General features: G+C 65.8%; 20 protein-coding genes. 4 read left to right on the plus strand and 16 right to left on the minus strand.

Annotation, left to right across the window (positions count from 1 at the left end; all coding sequences use genetic code 11):
- Positions 1-68 precede the first annotated feature (68 nt).
- Together ACYJSS_RS01180 and ACYJSS_RS01185 are read left to right on the plus strand one after the other, a co-directional pair.
- A complete protein-coding gene (locus ACYJSS_RS01180) occupies positions 69-1,751 on the plus strand; it encodes a methyl-accepting chemotaxis protein (RefSeq protein WP_111262117.1) in 1,683 nt (560 codons plus the stop codon).
- Positions 1,752-1,896: 145 nt separating this feature from the next.
- On the plus strand, positions 1,897-2,964 hold the full coding sequence (locus ACYJSS_RS01185) for an AI-2E family transporter (protein WP_111262118.1): 1,068 nt from the start codon (positions 1,897-1,899) through the stop codon (positions 2,962-2,964).
- Positions 2,965-2,971: 7 nt separating this feature from the next.
- Here ACYJSS_RS01185 and ACYJSS_RS01190 read toward each other — a convergent pair whose 3' ends face one another.
- Positions 2,972-3,496: an alpha-ketoglutarate-dependent dioxygenase AlkB family protein gene (locus ACYJSS_RS01190; RefSeq protein WP_111262119.1), complete on the minus strand. Its 525-nt coding sequence runs from the start codon at positions 3,494-3,496 to the stop codon at positions 2,972-2,974.
- 154 nt (positions 3,497-3,650) lie between these two features.
- Here ACYJSS_RS01190 and ACYJSS_RS01195 point away from each other — a divergent pair, with 154 nt between their 5' ends.
- Positions 3,651-4,853: an alpha/beta hydrolase family protein gene (locus ACYJSS_RS01195; RefSeq protein WP_146603019.1), complete on the plus strand. Its 1,203-nt coding sequence runs from the start codon at positions 3,651-3,653 to the stop codon at positions 4,851-4,853.
- A gap of 95 nt (positions 4,854-4,948) precedes the next feature.
- Here ACYJSS_RS01195 and nuoN read toward each other — a convergent pair whose 3' ends face one another.
- From nuoN to ACYJSS_RS01260, 13 genes are all read right to left on the minus strand, one after another.
- Positions 4,949-6,424, minus strand: coding sequence for an NADH-quinone oxidoreductase subunit NuoN (nuoN, locus tag ACYJSS_RS01200; RefSeq protein ID WP_111262121.1), 1,476 nt, complete (start codon positions 6,422-6,424; stop codon positions 4,949-4,951).
- 20 nt (positions 6,425-6,444) lie between these two features.
- A complete protein-coding gene (gene nuoM / locus ACYJSS_RS01205; RefSeq protein WP_111262122.1) occupies positions 6,445-7,974 on the minus strand; it encodes an NADH-quinone oxidoreductase subunit M in 1,530 nt (509 codons plus the stop codon).
- 25 nt (positions 7,975-7,999) lie between these two features.
- Positions 8,000-9,847, minus strand: a complete 1,848-nt coding sequence (gene nuoL / locus ACYJSS_RS01210) for an NADH-quinone oxidoreductase subunit L (RefSeq protein ID WP_111262123.1) — start codon at positions 9,845-9,847, stop codon at positions 8,000-8,002.
- Positions 9,844-10,152, minus strand: coding sequence for an NADH-quinone oxidoreductase subunit NuoK (gene nuoK / locus ACYJSS_RS01215; protein ID WP_031287559.1), 309 nt, complete (start codon positions 10,150-10,152; stop codon positions 9,844-9,846). The genes nuoL and nuoK overlap by 4 nt, the downstream gene beginning before the upstream one ends.
- A 7-nt stretch (positions 10,153-10,159) precedes the next feature.
- Positions 10,160-10,660: an NADH-quinone oxidoreductase subunit J gene (gene nuoJ, locus ACYJSS_RS01220; RefSeq protein ID WP_021219043.1), complete on the minus strand. Its 501-nt coding sequence runs from the start codon at positions 10,658-10,660 to the stop codon at positions 10,160-10,162.
- Between the two features lie 10 nt (positions 10,661-10,670).
- Complete coding sequence (nuoI, locus tag ACYJSS_RS01225) at positions 10,671-11,219, minus strand: NADH-quinone oxidoreductase subunit NuoI (protein ID WP_021219042.1); 549 nt, start codon at positions 11,217-11,219, stop codon at positions 10,671-10,673.
- A gap of 11 nt (positions 11,220-11,230) precedes the next feature.
- The gene (gene nuoH / locus ACYJSS_RS01230) at positions 11,231-12,223 is read right to left on the minus strand and encodes an NADH-quinone oxidoreductase subunit NuoH (protein WP_111262124.1); all 993 of its coding nucleotides are present in this window, start codon (positions 12,221-12,223) and stop codon (positions 11,231-11,233) included.
- Positions 12,220-14,928 carry an NADH-quinone oxidoreductase subunit NuoG gene (nuoG, locus tag ACYJSS_RS01235; protein WP_111262125.1) on the minus strand — a complete coding sequence of 903 codons (2,709 nt, stop codon included), beginning with the start codon at positions 14,926-14,928 and terminating at the stop codon, positions 12,220-12,222. Before nuoG ends, nuoH begins: the two co-directional genes overlap by 4 nt.
- 98 nt (positions 14,929-15,026) lie before the next feature.
- On the minus strand, positions 15,027-16,373 hold the full coding sequence (gene nuoF / locus ACYJSS_RS01240) for an NADH-quinone oxidoreductase subunit NuoF (protein WP_111262126.1): 1,347 nt from the start codon (positions 16,371-16,373) through the stop codon (positions 15,027-15,029).
- Positions 16,370-16,861 carry an NADH-quinone oxidoreductase subunit NuoE gene (nuoE, locus tag ACYJSS_RS01245; RefSeq protein WP_111262127.1) on the minus strand — a complete coding sequence of 164 codons (492 nt, stop codon included), beginning with the start codon at positions 16,859-16,861 and terminating at the stop codon, positions 16,370-16,372. Before nuoE ends, nuoF begins: the two co-directional genes overlap by 4 nt.
- A 1-nt stretch (position 16,862) precedes the next feature.
- Positions 16,863-18,644 carry an NADH-quinone oxidoreductase subunit C/D gene (nuoC, locus tag ACYJSS_RS01250; protein WP_111262128.1) on the minus strand — a complete coding sequence of 594 codons (1,782 nt, stop codon included), beginning with the start codon at positions 18,642-18,644 and terminating at the stop codon, positions 16,863-16,865.
- Positions 18,645-18,708: 64 nt separating this feature from the next.
- Complete coding sequence (locus ACYJSS_RS01255; protein WP_111262129.1) at positions 18,709-19,386, minus strand: NuoB/complex I 20 kDa subunit family protein; 678 nt, start codon at positions 19,384-19,386, stop codon at positions 18,709-18,711.
- Between the two features lie 10 nt (positions 19,387-19,396).
- Entirely contained in the window at positions 19,397-19,810 is a 414-nt protein-coding gene (locus ACYJSS_RS01260; protein ID WP_111262130.1) for an NADH-quinone oxidoreductase subunit A, read from the minus strand.
- 562 nt (positions 19,811-20,372) lie between these two features.
- Between ACYJSS_RS01260 and ACYJSS_RS01265 the strand changes: the two genes are divergently transcribed.
- Positions 20,373-21,767, plus strand: coding sequence for a pectin acetylesterase-family hydrolase (locus tag ACYJSS_RS01265; RefSeq protein WP_111262131.1), 1,395 nt, complete (start codon positions 20,373-20,375; stop codon positions 21,765-21,767).
- Between the two features lie 36 nt (positions 21,768-21,803).
- Here the strand turns inward: ACYJSS_RS01265 and ACYJSS_RS01270 are convergent, their stop codons facing one another.
- Together ACYJSS_RS01270 and ACYJSS_RS01275 are read right to left on the minus strand one after the other, a co-directional pair.
- Positions 21,804-22,433: a hypothetical protein gene (locus ACYJSS_RS01270; RefSeq protein ID WP_111262132.1), complete on the minus strand. Its 630-nt coding sequence runs from the start codon at positions 22,431-22,433 to the stop codon at positions 21,804-21,806.
- A gap of 40 nt (positions 22,434-22,473) precedes the next feature.
- A complete protein-coding gene (locus tag ACYJSS_RS01275) occupies positions 22,474-22,968 on the minus strand; it encodes a DUF4442 domain-containing protein (protein ID WP_111262133.1) in 495 nt (164 codons plus the stop codon).
- Positions 22,969-22,978 lie beyond the last annotated feature (10 nt).

Raw genomic sequence — 22,978 nt, forward strand, 5'->3', positions numbered from 1 at the left:
CGGGGCTGCCGATAAGCGGTCGATCCCGTTTCGTTTTCCCGGCCTGCCTCCCTTCAAGGAATGGAAATATGCGCCTGACACTCAAATCCAAGGTCCTGCTGCTGGCGCTCGCGCCGGTGATCCTCTTCGCCCTCGTGCTCAGTGGCGCCGCCGCCAAGGTGCTGCTCGACCTGGCGGAAGGCGAGGTGAAGGAAACCCGCGAACGGCTGATCCAGGAGAGCCGCCAGGAGCTGCAGCACTACATGCAGATCGCCCTGGGCTCGGTCCAGACCCTCTATGACGCGTCCCCGGCCAACGATATGGCCACCCGCGACAAGGCCATCGAGATCCTCAAGAAGATCAAGTACGGCAAGGACAGCTACTTCTTCGCCTACGATTCGCAGGTGATCCGCCTGTTCCGCGGCGACAGCCCGGTGGACGTGGGCAAGAGCTTCTCGGGCCGCAAGGACGTCAACGGCGTGCCTGTCAACGACGAGCTGGTCCGGGTCGCCAAGGATGACAGCCACTACGTGTTCTACAGCTCGCCCCTGCCGGGCAACGAGAGCGTGCAGGTGCCCAAGCTCGGCTACACCTACTACCTGCCCAAGTGGGACATGGCGCTCGGCACCGCGGTGAACCTCGATGGCGTGGAGGCCCAGGTGGCGGTGGTGCAGGAGGCGATCGACGCGCGCATCAGCACCATCCTCACCAGCATCGCGGTGATCGCCGCGATCCTGCTGGTGGTGTTCGGCATCATCGGCACCGCGCTGAGCAACGCCTTCCTGCGTCCCCTGCAGCAGATCAAGGCCAACCTGGACGACATCGCCGCCGGTGAAGGCGACCTGACGCGCCGTTTGCCGGCCGACAGCCATGACGAACTGGGCGAACTGGCCGGTTCCTTCAACCGCTTCGTCGAGAAGATCCACGGCCTGGTGCGCCAGATCGTCGACATGACCGGCCAGCTCACCGGCCTGGTGGGGGAGGTGTCGGCCCAGGCCCACCGCTCCGAGCAGGCCATGGAGCGCCAGCGCCACGAGACCGACCAGGTGGCCACGGCGATCAACGAGATGTCCGCCGCCGCCCACGAAGTGGCCAAGAGCGCCCAGGGGGCCGCCGAGGCCGCCCAGCAGACCGACCAGGAAGGCCAGGCGGCGAAGAAGGTGGTGGACGGCAGCATCACCCGCATCCATGCGCTGGTGGGCGATATCCGCGAGAGCGGTGCATCCCTGGACAGCCTGCAGCAGGACGTGCAGTCCATCGTCAGCGTGCTGGGGGTGATCCGCTCCATCGCCGAACAGACCAACCTGCTGGCGCTCAACGCCGCCATCGAGGCCGCACGGGCCGGCGAGGCGGGGCGCGGCTTCGCCGTGGTCGCCGACGAGGTGCGCGCGCTGGCCAGCCGCACCCAGCAGAGCACCCAGGAAATCCAGGGCATGATCGACCGCCTGCAGCAGGGCACCCAGGAGGCGGTGACCTCCATGCGCCGCTCCAGCGATGCCGGCGAGATCACCAGCGAACAGGCCAACCAGGCCGGCTCCTCGCTGGACGCCATCGCCCAGCTGATCGGCACCATCAATGCGATGAACGCGCAGATCGCCAGCGCCGCCGAGGAGCAGACCGCCGTGGCCGAGGAGATCAACCGCAGCGTGCACCAGATCGCCGTCGCCGTTGACAGCGTCGCCGACGAAACCCAGCAGGGCGCCCAGACCGCCCGCAGCCTGGCGGCCCTCGGCGAGCGCCTGGGGGCGCTGGTGCGCCAGTTCCGCATCTGATCCGGTTGCCGTCCGTGGGGGCGAATCCTTATGCGGTTCGCCTCCCCGGGCTGAAGCCCGGGCTACACGCCACCCCGTAAAGTCTTCGCACTTTGCCCGCTTCGCGGCGGACTAATCAGGAACTCTCCCTGATGGCGTCCGCTCCATGTCCGAATCCCGCTACCCCCTCGAAATCCGTTCGCTGATCCTGCTGCTGGTCCTGGTGACCCTGGCCTTCGGCTGGATTCTCCTGCCGTTCTACGGCGCGGTGTTCTGGGCGGTGGTGCTGGCGGTGGTGTTCAGCCCCCTGCAACGACGGCTGGCCCTGAGGATGGGCGGGCGCGGCAACCTGTCGGCGCTGATTTCCCTGGGCGTCTGCCTGCTGGTGGCGATCCTGCCGGTGTTCCTCATCGCCGCCTTGCTGGTGCAGCAGGGTGCCGATCTCTACCAGCGGCTGGATTCCGGCGAGCTGGACGTCGGCTCCTATGTCGCGCGGGTTCGCGAGGTGCTGCCCGAATCCCTCCAGCACCAGCTCGACCGCTTCGGCCTCAACGACTTCGACGGCTTGCGCGACCGCATCGTCAGCGGCGCCATGCAGGGCAGCCAGTTCATCGCCACCCAGGCGTTCTCCATCGGGCAGGACACCTTCCAGGTGGTGATCGGCTTCTTCCTCATGCTCTACCTGCTGTTCTTCTTCCTGCGCGATGGCCTGGATATCGTCCGTGGCATCCGCACGGCGGTGCCCCTGGGGGACAACCACAAGCGCCGCTTGCAGATCAAGTTCACCCGCGTGGTCCGTGCCACGGTCAAGGGCAACGTGGTGGTGGCGGCGCTGCAGGGCACCCTGGGCGGGCTGATCTTCTGGGTGCTGGACATCCCCAGCGCGCTGCTCTGGGGCGTGATCATGGCGTTTCTCTCGCTGTTGCCGGCGGTGGGCTCGGGGATCATCTGGGCGCCGGTGGCGGCCTACCTGCTGCTTTCGGGCAGTACCTGGCAGGGCGTGGTGCTGGCGGTGTTCGGGGTGCTGGTGATCGGCATGGTGGACAACGTGCTGCGCCCCATCCTGGTGGGCAAGGACACGCGCATGCCCGATTACCTGGTGCTGCTCTCCACCCTGGGCGGGTTGTCGCTGTTCGGCCTCAACGGCTTCGTCATCGGCCCGCTGATCGCCGCGCTGTTCATGTCCAGTTGGGACCTGTTCGCCAGCACGCGGCGCCAGGTGAGGCTGCCCTGACCCGCGTTCAGCGCAGGATGCGGCGGAAGGTCAGGCTGATGCGCGGGCCGGCCGTCTCCACCCGGGGAATGGCGTGCAGCCACTGGGCCTGGACCGCCTGGTCCATGTACAGCAGCGAGCCCGGCAACAGCTCCCGGGTGACTTCCCGCTGGCGGTCCGCCTTGCTGCGGAAATGCATCGGCCGTGCGCTGCCGAGCGAGAGGATGGCGACGCCGGTATCCGGGGCCAGTTCGGAGCAGTCGTCGGAATGGAAGCCCATCGAGGATTGGCCGTCTTCGTAGAGGTTGAGCAGGCAGTTGTTGGGCAGGAAGCCCAGCCGACGGTGCAGCCGCTCGCACAAGGCCTGGAGGGCATCCGGCAATCGGGTGGCGGGGTAGTCGATCTGCGAGTAGTTGTAGGCGACGCCATAGCTGGCGGTGCGGCGGGCGCGCATCCGTGTATCCCACTCGACGCTGGCCATCAGATGCTGGAAGAGCGCGTCCGGGGCATCGAGGAAGTGCGGGTCGAACAACAGGTCGGGCGTGTCGTGCATGGGGCGGCATCCTTGCTGAAGGGGAAATTCTATGCCGAGGACAGGCGTCATGTATCGGCGGGTTTACCCAGTCTTTACCCTGAGCTGACCGACGCTGCCGGCACCGGTGCCGATAATGCCGGCTTCCTTCCCTGGTCTTCCGTCGGCTATCGCCATGCCCAATCCCCGTTCCCGTCGTTTGCGTTTTTCCCTGCTGCCTTTGCACCTGGCCATCGCCCTGGCGCTGGGGGCCTGTTCCAGCCCGCCGGAGAAGCCCCAGGACCAGGTGGCTGCCATTGAGGAGGCGCGCCAGGGCGGCTACGCGCCGACGGTCGGGCCGGTGCAGGGCTGGGATGCCATCTGGACGCTGGGCGGGCAAACGCTGGAAGTGAGCTGGCTGGCGCCGGCCGGCGAGCACGGCGCCGCGCCGCTGGTCCTCTACCTGCCGGGGCTGGGGGCGTCGGCCCGTTCCGCTGAACTCTGGCGCCGCGCCTGGGCCGAAGCGGGCTATGCGGTGCTGTCGATCCAGATGCCGCAGCAGGGGCGCGCGCTGTATTCCAGTGGCGACGCCCAGGCCGGGGCCTTCCGCAAACTGGCCCAGGACAACTACTCCCAGGCGTCCCTCAGGCAGCGCATCGCCCTGGCCCAGGCGGCACTGGCCGAGGCGGCGAAACGCGGCCGGGCGGGTGACCCGGCGCTGGCGGGGGTGGACTGGGACAACTGGATGGTGGCCGGCTTCGATCTGGGGGCGCAGACCGCCGCCGCCCTGGCCGGCGAGCGTGGCAATGGCCAGGCGCGGCTTTCCGCCCTCAGGCCCAAGGCGGCGATCCTGCTCAGCCCCTATGTGGAAAGCAGCTACGACACCGACCGCTTCACCCATATCGACGTGCCGGTGCTGAGCATCAGCGGGCCCCGCGACGAAGACCCCTTCAGCTGGATTCCCTCGCCCCAGCAGCGCCAGGTGCTCTGGCGCGGGCTGCAGGTGAACGACAGCTACCTGCTGACCCTGATCGAGGCCGATCACGCGTTGCTGGGGGGCGAACTGCCACGCCCGATGGGCGGGCCGGGGCACGGTGGCGAGCGTGGCGGGCCGGGTGGCGGCATGGCGCGGCCACCGGCTTTCAATGAGGGCGGTGGTGAGGGACGCCGAGGTGGCCCAGGTGAAGGCCCTGGCGGTCGCCATGGCGGCCGCAAGCCTGGCGCCGGCGGTGGCATACGCGAGCACTTCGACCCTCGGCAAGCCGCTTATGTGCAGGCAGTGACCTTGGCATTTCTCGATTCGCGCCTGCGCCATGCGACGGCGGCGGGCCAGTGGCTGGACCAGAGCGCGGCGACCTGGCTGGGCCATGGCGCCTGGCTGGAGAAGAAGAACCCCTGACCGCTGCGGCGGGGGAGGGGAGCACTCGCGCACTTCCTGCTCCCGGAAAAGAAAAAACCCGGCCTAGGCCGGGTTTTTCATTGCAGCGGCTGGCCTCAGTGAGCCAGGGCCACCAGGCCGGAGTGCTGGACCAGGTCCAGCAGCGGCTGCGGGTAGACGCCGAGGAAGAACGCCAGCAGGGCGACGAACAGCAGCATGATGCCGCCGGCGCGTTGCGCCCAGTGCAGGTCGGCGTCGTGGCGGCGCAGGTTGGGCTCCACCAGGAACAGGGTGACCATGACCCGCAGGTAGTAGAAGACGCCAATGGCGCTGCCCAGGACCATCACGCCCAGCAGCAGCCACAGGCCCGACTCGACGCCGGCGGCGATGACGAAGAACTTGCCGATGAAGCCTGCGGTGAGCGGGATACCGGCGAGCGACAGCATCATCACGGTGAGCACCGCGGTCAGGTACGGGCGGCGCCAGAACAGGCCGCGGTATTCGTACAGGGCGTCGCAGTCACGGCCGTTGTACGGGGTGGACATCAGTGTCACCACGCCGAAGGCGCCGAGGCTGGTCAGCACGTAGGTGGCCAGGTAGACGCCGATGGCTTCCACGGCCATGCCCTTGCTGGCGATCAGGGCGATCAGCAGGTAGCCGAAGTGGGCGATGGAGGAGTAGCCCAGCAGGCGCTTGATGTTGTTCTGCACCAGCGCGAGCAGGTTGCCGAACAGGATCGAAGCGATGGCGATGGCGCCCAGCAGGTCGTTCAGCCAGCCGCCGGCGGTGGCCGGGGAGATCTGGTACAGGCGCAGCAGCACGGCGAACACGGCGACCTTGCTGGCGGTGGCCAGGAAGGCCGAGACCGGTGCCGGGGCGCCTTCGTACACGTCCGGGGTCCAGAGGTGGAAGGGCACCAGGGACAGCTTGAACGCCAGGCCGATCAGCATCATGCCGATGCCCAGGTGGACCAGCATGTTCTGCGCGCCTTCGGCGGAGAACTTCGCGCCGATGCCGGTGAAGCTCAGGGTGCCGGCGTCGGCGTAGAGCAGCGCCATGCCGAACAGCAGGAAGGCGGAACCGGCGGCCGAGAGCACCATGTACTTGATGCCGGCTTCCAGCGAACGCTTGTTGAAGAAGGCGTAGGCGACCATGCCGTAGACCGGCACCGAGAGCAGCTCCAGGCCGATGAACAGGCCGGCCATGTGCTGCGCGGTGACCAGCACCAGGCCGCCGCAGGCCGACAGCAGGATCAGCAGGTACATCTCCTCGCGGTTGCCCGGGTAGCCCTGGCCGGTGTTGCCGCCCAGGTAGGCGTGGATCAGGGTGACGCAGGCGAGGGTCGAGGCCAGCACCAGGCCCATGTAGTAGCAGCCGAAGGTGTCGATCTTCAGGAGCGGGGTGACCTCGATGGGCGTGACGCCCAGGGCCGGGATGATCGCCAGCAGTGCCAGGTTGAGGCCGATCACCGAGAGCCCGAAGGTCAGGGTGTGGTTGCGCTTCCAGGCGATCGCCAGCATCACTACGACGACCGTGGCACAGGCGACGAGCAGCGGCAGCAGGGCGATCAGGTGTTGAGTCGTGAATTCCACAGCGTGATGTTCCATAACAGCTACCGGGCCGAGGCGAGTTGGGTGAAGGCTGCATCCAGCCACTGATGCACGCCGTGCATGCTAGCGGCGGAGGTGTCCAGCACCGGTTGCGGGTAAACGCCCAGGAGGATCAGCAGGACGGCGAGGCCGAGCACCATGGTCAGCTCGCGGGGCTTGAGGCCCAGCAGCGGGGTGTCGGACTTGGCCGGGCCGAAGTAGGCGCGGTGAATCATGATCAGCGAGTAGACCGAGCCGAACACCAGGCCGGTGGCGGCGATGACGGTGACCCAGGCGGCCTTCTGGAAGGAGCCGACCAGGATCAGGAACTCGCCGACGAAGTTGCCGGTGCCGGGCAGGCCGAGGGCCGCTGCGGCGAAGAACAGGCTGATGGCCGGCAGGTAGGGCATGCGGCCCCAGATGCCGCCCATCTCGCGCATGTCACGGGTGTGCAGGCGCTCGTAGAGCTGGCCGCAGAGGATGAACAGCGCCGCGGCGGAAAGGCCGTGGGCCATCATCTGCACCACCGCGCCCTGCAGGGCGATCTGGCTGCCGGAGTAGATGGCGATCAGCACGAAGCCCATGTGGGAGACGCTGGAGAAGGCCACCAGGCGCTTGATGTCGGTCTGCGCGAAGGAGAGCAGGGCGCCGTAGATGATGGCTAACACGCCGAGCCAGTGGGCGATGGGCGCGAACTCGGCCGATGCATGGGGGAACAGCGGCAGGGCGAAGCGCATCAGGCCGTAGGCGGCGGTCTTCAGCAGGATGCCGGCCAGGTCCACGGAACCGGCGGTCGGTGCCTGGGCGTGGGCGTCCGGCAGCCAGGAGTGGAACGGCACCACCGGGAATTTCACCGCGAAGGCGATGAAGAAACCGAGCATCAGCAGGTATTCGGCGGTCGGGGTGAGCTGGACCTTGAGCAGGTCTGCGTAGTTGAAGGTCATCACGCCGGTGTTGTTGTAGTTGATCAACACCAGGCTGAGGATGGCCACCAGCATCACCAGGCCGCTGGCCTGGGTGAAGATGAAGAACTTGGTGGCGGCGGTGATGCGGGTCTTGCCCTTGCTGCCGCTGTGACCCCAGAGCGCGATGAGGAAGTACATCGGCACCAGCATCATTTCCCAGAAGAAGAAGAACAGGAACAGGTCGACGGCGAGGAACACGCCGACGACGCCGCCGAGGATCCACATCAGGTTCAGGTGGAAGAAGCCGACGCGGTTCTGGATCTCGTTCCAGGAGCAGAGCACGGACAGCACGCCCAGCAGGCCGGTGAGGGTGACCATCAGGACCGACAGGCCATCCATCGCGAGGTGGATGGTGATGCCGAAACGCTCGATCCACTGGACCTTGAACTCGTGCGCCCACACCGGGCCGGCCTCGGGGGAGGGCGCCAGGGTGAAGTCGCCGGTGGCCCACAGCCAGAGGCCGAGGCCGAACAGCAGGGACATGGTCAGCAGCGCGATCCAGCGCGGCAGGGTGTTGCCGAAGCGCTCACCTTGCCAGCACAGCAGGCCGCCGATGAAGGGGATCAGGATTAGCCAGGGCAGAATCATGACGGGCTGGTTTCCTTAAGAAGATTCAAGTCAGCAACACGGCGCCGAGCACGAGCACGGCTCCGCCGACCAGGGATACTGCGTACCAGCGCAGCTGGCCGGTCTGGCTGCTGCTCAGCAGGCCGTTACCGCCCCGCACGATGCGTGGGATCAGGCCGATGCCGGAGTCGATCGGGTCATGACCGAGCAGGCGGGTGATCAGCAGGTACGGTTTGACGAACAGCTTGTCGTAGACCCAGTCGAAGCCCCAGGCGGCGTACCACCAGGCACCGAGGAAGCGGCCCGGTGCGCTCTGGGCGACGGCGCTGATGAAGCGACGCTTGCCGAGGAAGAGCAGGGCGGCTAGGAGGATGCCCGCCAGGGCGATGGCGCCCGAGGCGATCTCCAGGCTGTGCTGCGCTTCGCCGCCGGCATGGCCGACGCTCTGCGGCAGCACACCGTGCAGCGGCGGGGTGATCAGCGCGCCGACAAAGGTGGACAGCACGATCAGCACCGACAGCGGCAGCCAGTGGGCCACGCCATGGCCGGCATGGGCCTCGGTCTTGGCCTCGCCATGGAAGGCGATGAAGATCAGGCGGAAGGTGTAGATCGAGGTCAGGAAGGCACCGGCCAGGCCTGCGTAGAGCAGCCACTGGTGGCCGCTGGCGAAGGCTTCCCAGAGGATCTCGTCCTTGGAATAGAAGCCGGCGGTGACCAGGGGCAGGGCCGCCAGGGCCGCGCCGCCGACGATGAAGCTGGCGTAGGCCAGCGGCAGCTTCTTCCACAGGCCGCCCATCTTGAAGATGTTCTGCTCGTGGTGGCAGGCGTTGATCACCGCACCGGAGGCGAGGAACAGCAGGGCCTTGAAGAAGGCGTGGGTCATCAGGTGGAAGATCGCCGCGTCCCATGCGCCAACGCCCAGGGCGAGGAACATGTAGCCGATCTGGCTCATGGTGGAGTAGGCGAGGATGCGCTTGATGTCGGTCTGCACCAGCGCGGCGAAGCCGGCCAGTACCAGGGTGACGCCACCGACGATGCCGACCAGTTCGAGGATCTCGGGGGTCAGCAGGAACAGGCCGTGGGTACGGGCGATCAGGTAGACGCCCGCGGTGACCATGGTGGCCGCGTGGATCAGTGCGGAAACCGGGGTCGGGCCCGCCATGGCGTCGGCCAGCCAGGTCTGCAGCGGCAGCTGGGCGGACTTGCCCACGGCGCCGCCGAGCAGCATCAGGGTGGCGATCCACAGCCAGGCGTCGCCGGCGACGTATTTCTGCGGGGCCAGCACCATCAGCTCCTGGATGTTCAGGGTGCCCAGGTGCATGAACAGCAGGAACAGGCCGATGGCCATGAACACGTCGCCGATGCGGGTGACGATGAAGGCCTTGAGCGCGGCGTTGCCGTTGTTCGGGTTGCTGTAATAGAAGCCGATCAGCAGGTAGGAGCACAGGCCCACGCCTTCCCAGCCGAAGTACAGGAACAGCAGGTTATCGCCGAGCACCAGGAACAGCATGCTGGTGATGAACAGGTTGGTGTAGGAGAAGAAGCGCGAATAGCCTTCTTCACCGCGCATGTACCAGGAGGCGAACAGGTGGATCAGGAAGCCGACGCCGGTGACCACGCCCAGCATGGTCAGCGACAGGCCGTCCAGGTACAGGGTGAAGCTCGGGGCGAAGCCGTCGACGTTCATCCACTGCCAGAGCACCTGGGTGTAGACGCCGCCTTCCGGCGGGGCGACGTTGAACTGGAAGATGATCCAGGCCGCGGTCAGTGCGGAGAGGCCTACGGAGCCCACGCCGATGACGGCGGAGGTGTTTTCGGAGAAGCGCCCGCGGGAGAACGACAGGATCAGCCAGCCGAGCAGCGGGAAGAGGAAGGTCAGGAATAGAAGGTTCATCCGCGCATCTCGCTGGCAGCGTCGATATCGAGGGTGTGGAAGCGGCGATACAGCTGCAACAGGATCGCCAGGCCGATGCTGGCCTCGGCGGCTGCGAGGGTGATCACCAGAATGAACATGATCTGGCCGTCGGCCTGCGCCCAGCGGGCACCGGCGACGACGAAGGCCAGGGCGGCGGCGTTCATCATCACTTCCAGGCTCATCAGTACGAAGAGGATGTTGCGGCGCACCATCAGGCCGACCAGCCCGAGGCCGAACAGCATGCCGGCGACGGCAAGGCCATGTTCCAGGGGGATTGCTTGCAGCATGGCGTTACTCCTTCGCTTCGTGGCGGCCGAGGTGGTAGGCCGCGACCAGGGCTGCCAAAAGCAGCATGGAGGCGAGTTCGACGGCCAGCAGGTAGGGCCCGAAGAGGCTGATGCCCACTGCCTTGGCGTCTACCGTGGTCTGGCCGATGGTGGCGCCGCTGCTCTGGCTGAACAGCACGTAGAGCAGTTCGGCCAGCAGGGCCAGGGACAGCGCCGAAGGGCCGACCCAGATGCCGGGCTTGAGCCACTTGCGTTCCTGCTCGACGATGGCCGGGCCGAGGTTGAGCATCATCACCACGAAGACGAACAACACCATGATGGCGCCGGCGTAGACGATGATCTCCAGGGCGCCGGCGAAGGGGGCGCCGAGGGCGAAGAAGCACATCGAGACGGCCAGCAGGGAAATGATGAGGTAGAGCAGCGCATGCACCGGGTTGGTGTTGGTGACCACTCGCAGGGTGGACACGACCGCGACGCCTGCAGCGAAATAGAAAGCGAATTCCACGCACGTCTCCTTAGGGCAGCAGGCTCTTCACGTTGATCGGCTCGGCTTCGTTCTGCGCGGCGCCTTTCGGCTTGCCGGCAATGGCCATGCCGGCCACGCGATAGAAGTTGTAGTCCGGATTCTTGCCGGGGCCCGAGATCAGCAGGTCTTCCTTCTCGTAGACCAGGTCCTGGCGCTTGTACTCGCCCATCTCGAAATCCGGGGTCAGCTGGATCGCGGTGGTGGGGCAGGCTTCCTCGCACAGGCCGCAGAAGATGCAGCGGGAGAAGTTGATGCGGAAGAACTCGGGGTACCAGCGACCGTCCTCGGTCTCGGCCTTCTGCAGCGAGATGCAGCCGACCGGGCAGGCCACGGCGCACAGGTTGCAGGCCACGCAGCGCTCCTCGCCGTCGGGGTCGCGGGTCAGCACGATGCGGCCACGGTAGCGCGGCGGCAGGTACACGGGCTCTTCGGGGTATTGCAGGGTGTCACGCTTGCGGAAGCCGTGGGAGAACACCATCACCAGGCTGCGCAGCTGGGTGAAGGTGCCGACCACCACGTCATAGATGTACTTGATCATGGTCTTTCTCCTTACTGGGCCGTGGCCAGCACGACGGCGCCGGTCACCAGCAGGTTGATCAGGGTCAGCGGGAGGCAGAACTTCCAGCTGAAGGCCATCACCTGGTCATAGCGCGGACGCGGGATCGACGCGCGGAGCAGGATGAACAGCATGATGAAGAAGGCGGTCTTCAGGGCGAACCAGATGAACGGGATCTGCGGCAGGATGCCGAAGGGACCGTGCCAGCCGCCGAAGAACAGGGTCACCAGCAGCGCGGACACCAGCACGATGCCGATGTACTCGCCGACGAAGAACATGCCCCATTTCATGCCGGCGTATTCGATGTGGTAGCCGTCGGCCAGTTCCTGTTCCGCTTCCGGCTGGTCGAACGGGTGACGGTGGGTCACGGCGACGCCGGCGATGAAGAAGGTACAGAAGCCGAAGAACTGCGGAATGATGAACCACAGGTGCTGGGCCTGGTATTCGACGATGTCGCGCAGGTTGAACGAGCCGACCTGGGCGACCACGCCCATCAGCGACAGGGCCAGGAACACCTCGTAGGAAACGGTCTGGGCCGAGGCGCGCAGGCTGCCGAGCAGGGCGAACTTGTTGTTGCTCGACCAGCCGGCGAAGAGCACCGCGTACACGGTGATGCCGGCCATGGCGAAGAAGAACAGGATGCCGATGTTCAGGTCCGCGACGCCCCAGGTGGGGGTGATCGGGACCACGGCGAAGGCGATGAGCAGGGCGCTCATGGCGATCACCGGCGCCAGGGTGAAGATCACCTTGTCGGCGAACGGCGGCGTCCAGTCTTCCTTGAAGAACATCTTCAGCATGTCGGCGGCGATCTGGAACATGCCGAACGGGCCGACGCGGTTGGGGCCGTAGCGATCCTGCCACCAGCCCAGCAGGCGTCGTTCGACGAAGCTGAGCAGGGCGCCGCAGACGACCACGGCAAGCAGGATGACGATGGCCTTGACCACCGCGATGATGACGTCGATCACCTCGGGAGTGAGCCAGCTCATTGCGCGGCCTCCTGCAGCAGGGTCACGGTGGCACCGGCGATGGCACCCGGGATGCCCGGCAGGCCGGCAGGCAGGCCGACGAGGCCGGCGGCCAGCTCCTCGCGGACCTGCAGCGGCAGGCGCAGGGCCTGGCCCTTGACGCGCAGCGACAGCATGGCGCCGTCGTTCACGCCCAGGCGGTCCGCCTCGGACTTGGCCAGGGCGACATAGGCCTCGGGCATGCGTTCCTGGATCGGCGCGGCGCGGGAGGAGTTCTCCTCGCTGCCGAACAGGTGATGGAAGGGGACGACCTGCCAGGTGCCTTGCGCGGGGTTGAACGGAGCGACGGCGGCGAACCAGGGCAGGGCGGCGCCCTTGGCCTCGATCAGGCGCACACCCGGGTCACCGGCGCGCAGGTGGCCACCGACTTCGTCCTGGAACTTGTTCCAGGCCTGGGGCGAGTTCCAGCCCGGGGACCAGGCGAAGGGGATCTGCTGGCGGGGTTCGGCGCTGCCGGCATAGCCTTCCATGGAGAAGGCGAAGGGCGAGTCCTTGTCCTGCGGCTGGCGCGGCTCGTGCACGCTGATGTTGGCGCGCATGGCGGTACGACCGCTGTAGCGGTGCGGTTCGCGGGCCAGCTTCAGGCCCTTGATGCGGAACGAGGCACTGGGCGCGGCGTCGCGGATCGACGCCAGCAGGCTGCTGCTGTCGGCGACGGCGGCGGTGACCTGGTCGAGCTGGGTCCAGTCGACGGACTTGCCTTCCAGGGTGCTGTGCAGGGCGTGCAGCCAGCGCCAGCCCTCGCGAACGAGGATGTTGGCGTCGTAGTAGGTCGGGTCGTAGACCTGGAAGAAGCGCTGGGCGCGGCCTTCCTGGCTGACCAGGGTGCCGTCGCCTTCGGCGAAGCTGGCGACCGGCAGTACCAGATGGGCGCGCTCGACGGTCGCGGTCTGCTGGTGATCGGCGACGATCACCACCTTGGCGGCGGCCAGCGCGGCGTCGACCTTGGCGGCTTCGGCGCGGCGGTACAGGTCGTTCTCCAGTACCACCACGGCGTCGGCCTGGCCGGCGGTCAGGGCTTGCAGGGCGGCGTCCAGGGATTCGCCGCCAAACAGGGCGAGGCCCATGCTGTTGGCTTCCGGCACCACCAGGCTGATGGAACCGTTCTTCTCACGGTTCTTCAGGGCGCTGGCGATGTTGGCGGCGGCTTCGATCAGGGCCTTCTCGCCCAGGGAGGAGCCGGAGACGATCAGCGGACGCTTGGCTTGGATCAGGGCGTCGGCGATGGCCTTGACCAGCTCGGCGGCCTCGCTGTCCAGGCCGTCCACGGCCGGGGCGCTCGGGTCGATGGCATGGGCCACGGCGAAGCCGATGCGGGCGAGGTCGGCCGGGGCGGCGTGTACACACTGGGTGGCCACGTCGTCGAGGCGGGTTTCGGCGACACTGGCGATGAACAGCGGGTTCAGCGCGTCCTGGGCGACGTTCTGCACGGCCGCCATGTGCCAGTCCTGGATCTTCATCGAGGCGGCGATCTCGGTGGCCTTGCCCTTGACCGACTGGCGCAGGGCCAGGGCGACGCGCGCGGCGGTCTGGGTCAGGTCTTCACCGAGCACGAACACGGCGTCGTGGCTTTCGATGTCACGCAGGGTGGGCACCGGCAGCGGGCCGTTCTGCAGGATGTCGCGGATCAGGCGGATGTTTTCCAGCTCACCCGCGGCGATGCCGGAGTAGTAGTTGGCTTCGCCCACCAGTTCACGCAGGGCGAAGTTGGACTCCAGGCTGGCGCGGGGTGAGCCGATGCCGATCACGCGCTTGCCCTTGAGCAGCTCGGCGGCCTTGTCCAGGGCGGCGTCGAGGCCCAGTTTCTGGGTGCCGAACGACGGCTGGCGCGGGCGATCCTCGCGGTTGACGTAGCCATAGCCGAAGCGGCCGCGGTCGCAAAGGAAGTACTGGTTCACCGAGCCGTTGAAGCGGTTCTCGATGCGGCGGATCTCGCCGTAGCGTTCGCCGGGGCTGATGTTGCAGCCGCTGGAGCAGCCGTGGCAGATGCTCGGGGCGAATTGCATGTCCCACTTGCGGTTGTAGCGCTCGGAGTGGGTCTTGTCGGTGAACACGCCGGTCGGGCAGACCTCGACCAGGTTGCCGGAGAACTCGCTCTCGAGGGTGCCGTCCTCGACCCGCCCGAAGTAGACGTTGTCGTGGGCGCCGTAGACGCCGAGGTCGGTGCCGCCGGCGTAGTCCTTGTAGTAGCGCACGCAGCGGTAGCAGGCGATGCAGCGGTTCATCTCGTGGGAGATGAACGGGCCGAGCTGCTGGTTCTGGTGGGTGCGCTTGGTGAAGCGGTACCGGCGCTCGTTGTGGCCGGTCATCACCGTCATGTCCTGCAGGTGGCAATGGCCGCCTTCCTCGCACACGGGGCAGTCGTGCGGGTGGTTGGTCATCAGCCATTCCACGACGCTGGCGCGGAACTGCTTCGCCTCTTCGTCCTCGATGGAGATCCAGGTGTTGTCGGTGGCGGGGGTCATGCAGGACATGACCAGGCGGCCGCGCTTGTCGTTTTCGTCGGTGTACTGCTTGACCGCGCACTGGCGGCAGGCGCCGACGCTGCCGAGCGCCGGGTGCCAGCAGAAGTAGGGGATGTCGAGTCCGAGGGACAGACAGGCCTGCAGGAGGTTGTCTGCACCATCGACTTCGAGCGTCTTGCCGTCTACGTGGATAGTGGCCATGGTTCAGTCTTCATCTGCCCGTTTGACCGGGCTTGGCTAATGGAATCAGGTTGCGGTCGGGGCCGCGCGCGGCGGCCGCCAACCGGCGGAACTGGCTCTTATGCGCCGACCGGTTCGGGTCGGATCACCGGTGCGTTCTCGGCGATGCCCGCTTCGAACTCCGGACGGAAATACTTCATCGCGCTACCCAGTGGCTCGACGGCGCCCGGTGCGTGGGCACAGAAGGTCTTGCCTGGGCCGAGGAAGTTGACCAGCCCTTCGAGGGTCTCCAGGTCGCCTCGCTGGCCTTCGCCGCGCTCGAGGGCGCGCAGGACCTTGACGCTCCAGGGCAGGCCGTCACGGCACGGCGTGCACCAGCCGCAGGACTCGCGGGCGAAGAACTCTTCCATGTTGCGCAGCAGGGAGACCATGTTGATGCTGTCGTCCACGGCGAGCGCCAGGCCGGTGCCCATGCGGGTGCCGACCTTGGCGATGCCGGCGGCGTACATGGGGGCATCCAGGTGTTCGGGGAGCAGGAAGCCGGTGCCGGCGCCGCCGGGCTGCCAGGCTTTCAGCTTGAAGCCATCGCGCATGCCGCCGGCGTAGTCCTCGAAGAGTTCACGGGCGGGGACGCCGAAGGGCAGTTCCCACAGGCCGGGGTTCTTCACCTTGCCGGAGAAGCCCATGAGCTTGGTGCCCATGTCTTCGCTGCCCGGACGGGCGAGGCCCTTGTACCAGTCCACGCCGTTGGCGACGATCGCCGGCACGTTGCACAGGGTCTCGACGTTGTTGACGCAGGTGGGCTTGCCCCAGACGCCGACGGCGGCGGGGAAGGGCGGCTTGGAGCGCGGGTTGGCGCGGCGGCCTTCCAGCGAGTTGATCAGGGCGGTTTCCTCGCCGCAGATGTAGCGGCCGGCACCGGTGTGGACGAACAGCTCGAAATCGAAGCCCGACCCGAGGATGTTCTTGCCCAGCAGGCCGGCGGCCTTGGCTTCGTCGATGGCGCGGTTGAGGTTGCGCGCTGCGTCGACGTATTCGCCACGCAGGAAGATGTAGCCGCGATAGGCCTTGAGCGCGCGGGCGCTGATCAGCATGCCTTCCACCAGCAGGTGGGGCAGCTGTTCCATCAGCATGCGGTCCTTCCAGGTGTTGGGCTCCATTTCATCCGCGTTGCACAGCAGGTAGCGGATGTTCATGGATTCGTCGGCTGGCATCAGGCCCCACTTGACGCCGGTGGGGAAGCCCGCGCCGCCGCGGCCCTTGAGGCCGGAGTCCTTGACGGTCTGCACGATGTCGGCCTGGGCCATCTCGCCCAGGGCCTTGCGTGCGGCTGCGTAGCCGTTCTTCTGCTGGTATTCCTCGAGCCAGACGGGCTGAGCGTCGTCACGCAGGCGCCAGGTCAGCGGGTGCGTCTCGGCGCTGCGCTGGATGCGGTTGGCTGGGCCGACGGAGGTGAGGGTCTTCATTGATAGGCCTCCAGCAGTTGCGCGACGCCGTCGGCGCTGACGTTGCCGAAGGTGTCGTCGTCGATCATCAGGGCCGGGGCCTTGTCGCAATTGCCCAGGCAGCACACCGGCAACAGGGTGAAGCGATTGTCGGCGGTGGTCTGGCCGAGGCCGATGCCGAGGTTCTGCTGGATGCTGCCGAGTACCGACTCATGGCCGCCGACGTAGCAGGTCATGCTGTCGCAAACGCGGATGATGTGGCGGCCCACCGGCTGGCGGAAGATCTGACTATAGAAGGTGGCCACGCCCTCGACGTCGCTGGCGGGGATGCCGAGGATCTCGCCGATGGCATCGGCGGCGCCGTCAGGCACCCAGCCGCGCTCCTTCTGGACGATCTTCAGGGCTTCGATGGACGCCGCGCGCGGGTCCTCGTAGTGATGCATCTCGTGCTCGATGGCCGAGCGCTCGGTTTCGCTGAGGGTGAAACGGTCGGTCTGGATAATGCTCATGTCAGCGGTCCACGTCAGCCATAACGAAGTCGATACTGCCCAGGTAGGCGATCAGGTCGGCCACCATGCTGCCGCGGATCACCGAGGGGATCTGCTGCAGGTGGGGGAAGCTGGGCGTCCGGATCCGGGTGCGGTAGCTCATGGTGCTGCCATCGCTCGTCAGGTAGTAGCTGTTGATGCCCTTGGTCGCCTCGATCATCTGGAAGGCTTCGTTGGCCGGCATGACCGGGCCCCAGGAAACCTGCAGGAAGTGGGTGATCAGGGTTTCGATGTGCTGCAGCGTGCGCTCTTTCGGCGGCGGCGTGGTCAGCGGGTGGTCGGCCTTGTAGGGGCCTTCCGGCATGTTCTTCAGGCACTGGTCGATGATGCGGATGCTCTGGCGCATCTCTTCGACGCGGACCATGCAGCGGTCATAGGCGTCGCCGTTGTGGGCCAGCGGCACTTCGAACTCGAAGTTCTCGTAGCCGGAGTAGGGGCGGGCCTTGCGCAGGTCGAAGTCCAGGCCGGTGGAGCGCAGGCCGGCACCGGTGACCCCCCATTCCAGGGCTTCCTTGGTGTTGTACTGGGCGACGCCGATGGTGCGGCCCTTGAGGATGCTGTTCTTCAGCGCCGCCTTGGTGTACTCGTCCAGGCGCTTGGGCAGCCATTCGACGAACTCCTTGACCAGGCCGTCCCAGCCGCGCGGCAGGTCGTGGGCAACCCCGCCGATGCGGTACCAGGCCGGGTGCAGGCGGAAGCCGGTGATGGCCTCGATGACCTTGTAGGCGCGCTGGCGGTCGGTGAAGGTGAAGAACACCGGGGTCATGGCGCCGACGTCCTGGATGTAGGTACCCAGGAACAGCAGGTGGCTGGTGATGCGGAAGAATTCAGCCAGCATCACGCGGATGGTGTCGACCTTCTGCGGCACCTTGATGCCGGCGAGCTTCTCCACCGCGAGCACGTAGGGCAGGTTGTTCATCACCCCGCCGAGGTAGTCGATGCGGTCGGTGTAGGGGATGAAGCTGTGCCAGGACTGGCGCTCGGCCATCTTCTCGGCTCCCCGGTGGTGGTAGCCGATGTCCGGGACGCAGTCGACGATCTCTTCGCCGTCGAGCTGCAGCACGATGCGGAAGGCGCCGTGGGCAGAGGGGTGGTTGGGGCCGAGGTTGAGGAACATGTAGTCCTCGTTCTCGCCCTGGCGCTTCATGCCCCAGTCCTCGGGGTTGAAGCGGGCGGCTTCTTCCTCGAGTTGCTGCTTGGCCAGGGTGAGGCTGTAGGGATCGAACTCGGTGGCGCGCGCCGGGTAGTCCTTGCGCAGCGGGTGGCCTTCCCAGGTGGGCGGCATCATGATCCGCGAGAGGTGCGGGTGGCCGGTGAAGTGCACGCCGTACAGGTCCCAGACTTCACGCTCGTACCAGTTGGCGTTGGGCCAGATACCGGTGACGCTGGGCAGGTTGAGGTCGCCTTCCTGGAGCGACACCTTGATCATCACGTCGCTGTTACGCTCCATGGAGATCAGGTGGTAGAACACGGTGAAGTCGGCGCCCGGCAGGCCGCGGCGCTGCGTACGCAGGCGCTCGTCGACGCCGTGCAGGTCGTACAGCATGACGAAGGGACGCGGCGAATTGCGCAGGAAGGTCAGCACCTCGACGAGCTTCTCGCGAGCCACCCAGATAACCGGCATGCCGGTGCGGGTGGCCTGGAGGGTGAAGCTCTCGGCGCCAAAGCGGGAATTCAGTTCAACAACGACATCTTGGTCGTCAGCCTTGTAAGGCGGAATAGACAGAACGGTGTCTGCAGTCATGGTCTCGGTCGCTTTCGGTCAACGTACAGAGTGAGCCGGGCCTCTTCTTGTGGAAGAGACCGGATCAGACTTCGTCGGGGCTGCGCAGGTTGGTGACCTGGATACGCTGTTCGCGGCGCTGTTCCTTCTGCGACGGCATTTCGGCACGGTAGATGCCTTGGTCGCCGACGACCCAGGAAAGCGGGCGGCGCTCCTGGCCGATGGACTCCTGCAGCAGCATCAGGCCTTGCAGGAATGCCTCCGGACGAGGAGGGCAGCCAGGGATGTACACGTCCACGGGGAGGAACTTGTCCACGCCCTGGACCACCGAGTAGATGTCGTACATGCCGCCGGAATTGGCACACGAGCCCATCGAGATCACCCACTTGGGCTCCAGCATCTGCTCGTAGAGGCGCTGGATGATGGGCGCCATCTTGATGAAGCAGGTGCCGGCGATGACCATGAAGTCGGCCTGGCGGGGTGATGCACGAATGACTTCTGCACCGAAGCGGGCGATGTCATGCGGCGCCGTGAAGGCGGTGGTCATCTCCACGTAGCAGCAGGACAAACCGAAGTTGTACGGCCACAGGGAGTTCTTGCGACCCCAGTTGACTGCACCGTTGAGAACATCTTCCAGCTTGCCCATGAAGATGTTCTTGTGGACCTGATCTTCTAGCAGGGGGTCGGAAACGATCTCCCGCTCACCGATCGGGTACTGCTCGTTGGGAGCAGTCGGATCGATCCGAGTAAGTTTGTATTGCATCGCCAAAGCCTCATTGTTTTAGCTTCGCCTGCCGATTGCGACGACCTTCGGGGGCCCAGTCGAGGGCTCCGATGCGCCAGAGATAGGCAAGACCTGCCAACAGAATTGCTATGAAAATGGTAGCTTCGATGAGGCCCGCCCACCCGCTTTCGCGAACGGATACGGCCCAGGCGAAGAGAAAGAGGGCTTCGACGTCGAAGATCACGAAGAGCATCGCGACCAGATAGAATTTTGCGGAGAGGCGCAGGCGGGCACTGCCGGTGGGGAGCATCCCAGATTCGAAGGGTTCGTTCTTGGCGCGACCGTGGGCGCGGCTGCCGAGCAGGCTCGATACGCCGAGCATGAAGGCGCAGAGGCCGATGACGCCCAGCAGGAAAACAGCGAAACCCCAGTTATGGGAAAGAATGGCAGTGGCTTCCGACATGCCTGAACTCCTTCAACAAGGAACGGCGTTCACTCGTTATTAAAATGATCCTTGCCCGCACAAGAGTGCCCGGCAATCTATTCGGACAATTTTATGCCCGTATGGGCGTACAAGTAAATTTTTCAGACTAAAAAATTAACCCGAAAGCCAGTTTAAACACCTTGTACAGCTCTGAAAGCCTAGGGCGGCGGGGGTTCCGGTTTTTTGTCAGGCTTTGGTCGGATTGCGGCGCTATGCCGCAGGGCACAGATACAGGCTGGTTAATGATAGTCATTATCATTTGACTGGAGAATATATAACCACTACAGAGCGAGTCCTACGAAAGTGGTTAAAACATGCGCACTTAATAGCCGCTGTTACTCACAACTTCTTTCCTCTATGCCTAATTCTTATGGGGCTATCGTTGTTGCTCTGACGACCTTGTACTAGCGTGCTAGGTGCGTCGTGGATACGGCGCGTTCCCCCTGTTTCCCTGTCGTACTCAGTGGGTCGGCTGGACCACGGATTCGCCTGCCTGGGCGCGCTGGTCCACTTGAAAAACAAGAAAAAAGAGGGAATCGCCATGGGCGTTGCCAAGTCGCTGCGTCATTGCTTCGTGCTCCTGCTGTTCTTCCTGCCGTCCTTGCCTGCCCACGCCGAGCTCGGCGATTACGGGTTCTGGCGGACCTTGATCAACCTCACCTCGCCGCCCAAGGCCGACAACAAGGTCCTGCCCGAGCAGCGGGTCGGGCCCTATCCGTTGCTGGCCAACCCCGCCGGGTTCGATTCCGGCTTCAAGGCGGGCAACTACTACGCCTGGCAGACGGTGCAGCTCGCGCCCGAGACGGGTGCGGTATGCGGTAACGGCTCGCCCTACAAGTTCTTCGTCAATCGGGTGCCCAATACCAGCAACACCATCATCTATATGGAAGGCGGCGGCGCCTGCTGGGACTACGCCAGTTGCACCGGGCAGACCGGCATCCGCGGTGCGCGCAACCCCAACGGGATTCCCGATGACTACATGAAGCTGCTGAACCCCAGCGCCAGCCTGGTCAGCCCCTTCGTGGTGCGGCTGCATCCCTGGACGCGGGTGAAGACGCAGAACTGGAACATGGTCTATGTGCCCTATTGCACGGGCGACATCTATTCCGGCGACAAGGTGGCGGTCTACCAGGACCCCACCGGGCAGAAGCCGCAGCTGATCTGGCACCACAACGGGCTGCGCAATACCCGTGCGGTGACGGCCTGGCTCAAGGACAACCTGGAGCGCCCGGAGCAGATGTTGTCCACCGGCTGCAGCGCCGGCGGGGCGGGGAGCCTGATCAGCCATGCGGTGACCCGCCAGGACATCGCGCCCACCCGCGGTTTCATGATCGACGACTCGGGGCCGGTGTTCAGCGCGGTGGCAGGCGGCAGCAACCAGGCCTACCCGTCGCTGCCATTGCAGACTTTCATCCGCCAGGCCTGGGGCCTCGACAATGGCCCGCTGCAGTTGCTGCAGAGCCGCCTGCCGGGCGTCACCCTCAACGACCTGGGCAGCATCTACCCGGCGCTTTCCGCGAACCTGCCGGGTGATCGCCTCGGGCACACGCACTTCTGGAAGGACCTCAACTACTCGTCGTATTCCTACGAGCGCTTCTATCCGGAGATCGCCAACGCACCGGACCAGGCCACCAAGGAGGCGTTGATCCACGCCAAGTGGGACGTGGACACCGGTCGCCTGCGCAATACCCTGGCCAACCTGCACAATTTCGGCGGTTACTTCCCGCAGTACCGCGCGGTGAACGAGAGCCATTGCACCAGCATCATCGAGTTCGCCAATGCCGATATCCAGGAGCAGAACCTGCAACTGGATGATTTCGTCACCAATGTGCTGGATGGCAGCGGGCCGGTTATGGATGCCTCCGAGACGAGCGATGCGGCCGATCGGGCCAAGCCCTTCAACCTGCTCTACTACATTCTCAACCAGCTGCTCTGATGGAGGGGCGCGAGGCGGGCGATCCGCCTCGCGGCCTTAGTGGTAAGCCTGCTCGCGGGCCTGCTGCAGGCGCTGCCTGAGGTACTCGTCGCGGCTCAGGCCGTCGGGGATGTTCTGCATCGCCAGCACTTCTTCGACGATGCGCTTTTCTTCCTGCTTGTAGTGATCGAACTGGGGCGAGGGCTTCGCCGCCAGCTTCTTCTCCAGCGCATCGCTGCGGGCCTTGTAGCGTTGCAGCAGGGCATTGGCCCGCGCTTTCTGTTCTTCCACGTCCGTGCTGGTCGCCTGGATGAGGGCGATCTGCAGCATCAGCGATTCGCTTGCTGCCAGCTCGCCGCTCTGCTCGTGGGCCTGTACTTCCTCGGCCAGGCGGGCGGCCTGTTGCTCGCGCGCTTCGGCCGAGAGGCCGGGCGCGGCCTTGAAGAAGTCGCGGTAGGCCGAGTGAAACTCCAGGCGCTTCTCGTATTCCGTCATCCGCGCAGGATCGATGCGCGGCGTCCCCGTCGTCTCCGGCGCGTCGCTCGCCGAAGAGGCAGGCGCCTGGGTGGCCTGTGGTGAGCGCTGGGCGGCGACCTGGGCTTCGGGGGGCAGGCGCCAGTAGAGGGTGGCGGCGGCGGTAACCGCGGCGATCGCAGTGCTTGCCAGGATGAGATGGATTCGTGCCATTGGGGCTCGCCCTTCCAGTTGGGACATTCGTACAGCTTAGTCAAGGCTCGCGCTTGCGGGTGACCCAGGCCCAGATCATTTCGCAGCGGATGGGCTCGATGCCGGTTTCGTCGGTGATGATCACTGCGACACGGACTTCGCCCCGGTCCTCTTCGTGGATGCGGCGGACCTGCTCGGCGTCCAGTTCGGCCACCGCTTTCAGGCCGCCTGTGGCGCGCTTGAGGTAGTCCACGTGCAGGCTCTTTATCAGCGGCAGCTTGTCGTCCGGCACGTTCATGCCCACCAGCAAGCCGGTGGCGGACTCTGCCAGCAATGCCATGGCGGCCGCATGCACGCCCTTGATGTGATTGCGCACGCGGGGGCGATTGGCGAGGCTCATTACCGCGCGCTGCTGGCTCAGGTGATGGACGCGCACGCGTGCGGTGCCGGCGAAGCGGACCTGGCTGCCTATCAGCAGGCTCAGGAGGGGCGTGTGCAGCGTGGCGGGCAGTCGGCTTACCAGGGCGGTGGCGCGACTCAGACGGTTGGCTGGCATGGATGGGCCC

It is taken from the genome of Pseudomonas sp. No.21 (assembly GCF_054558415.1).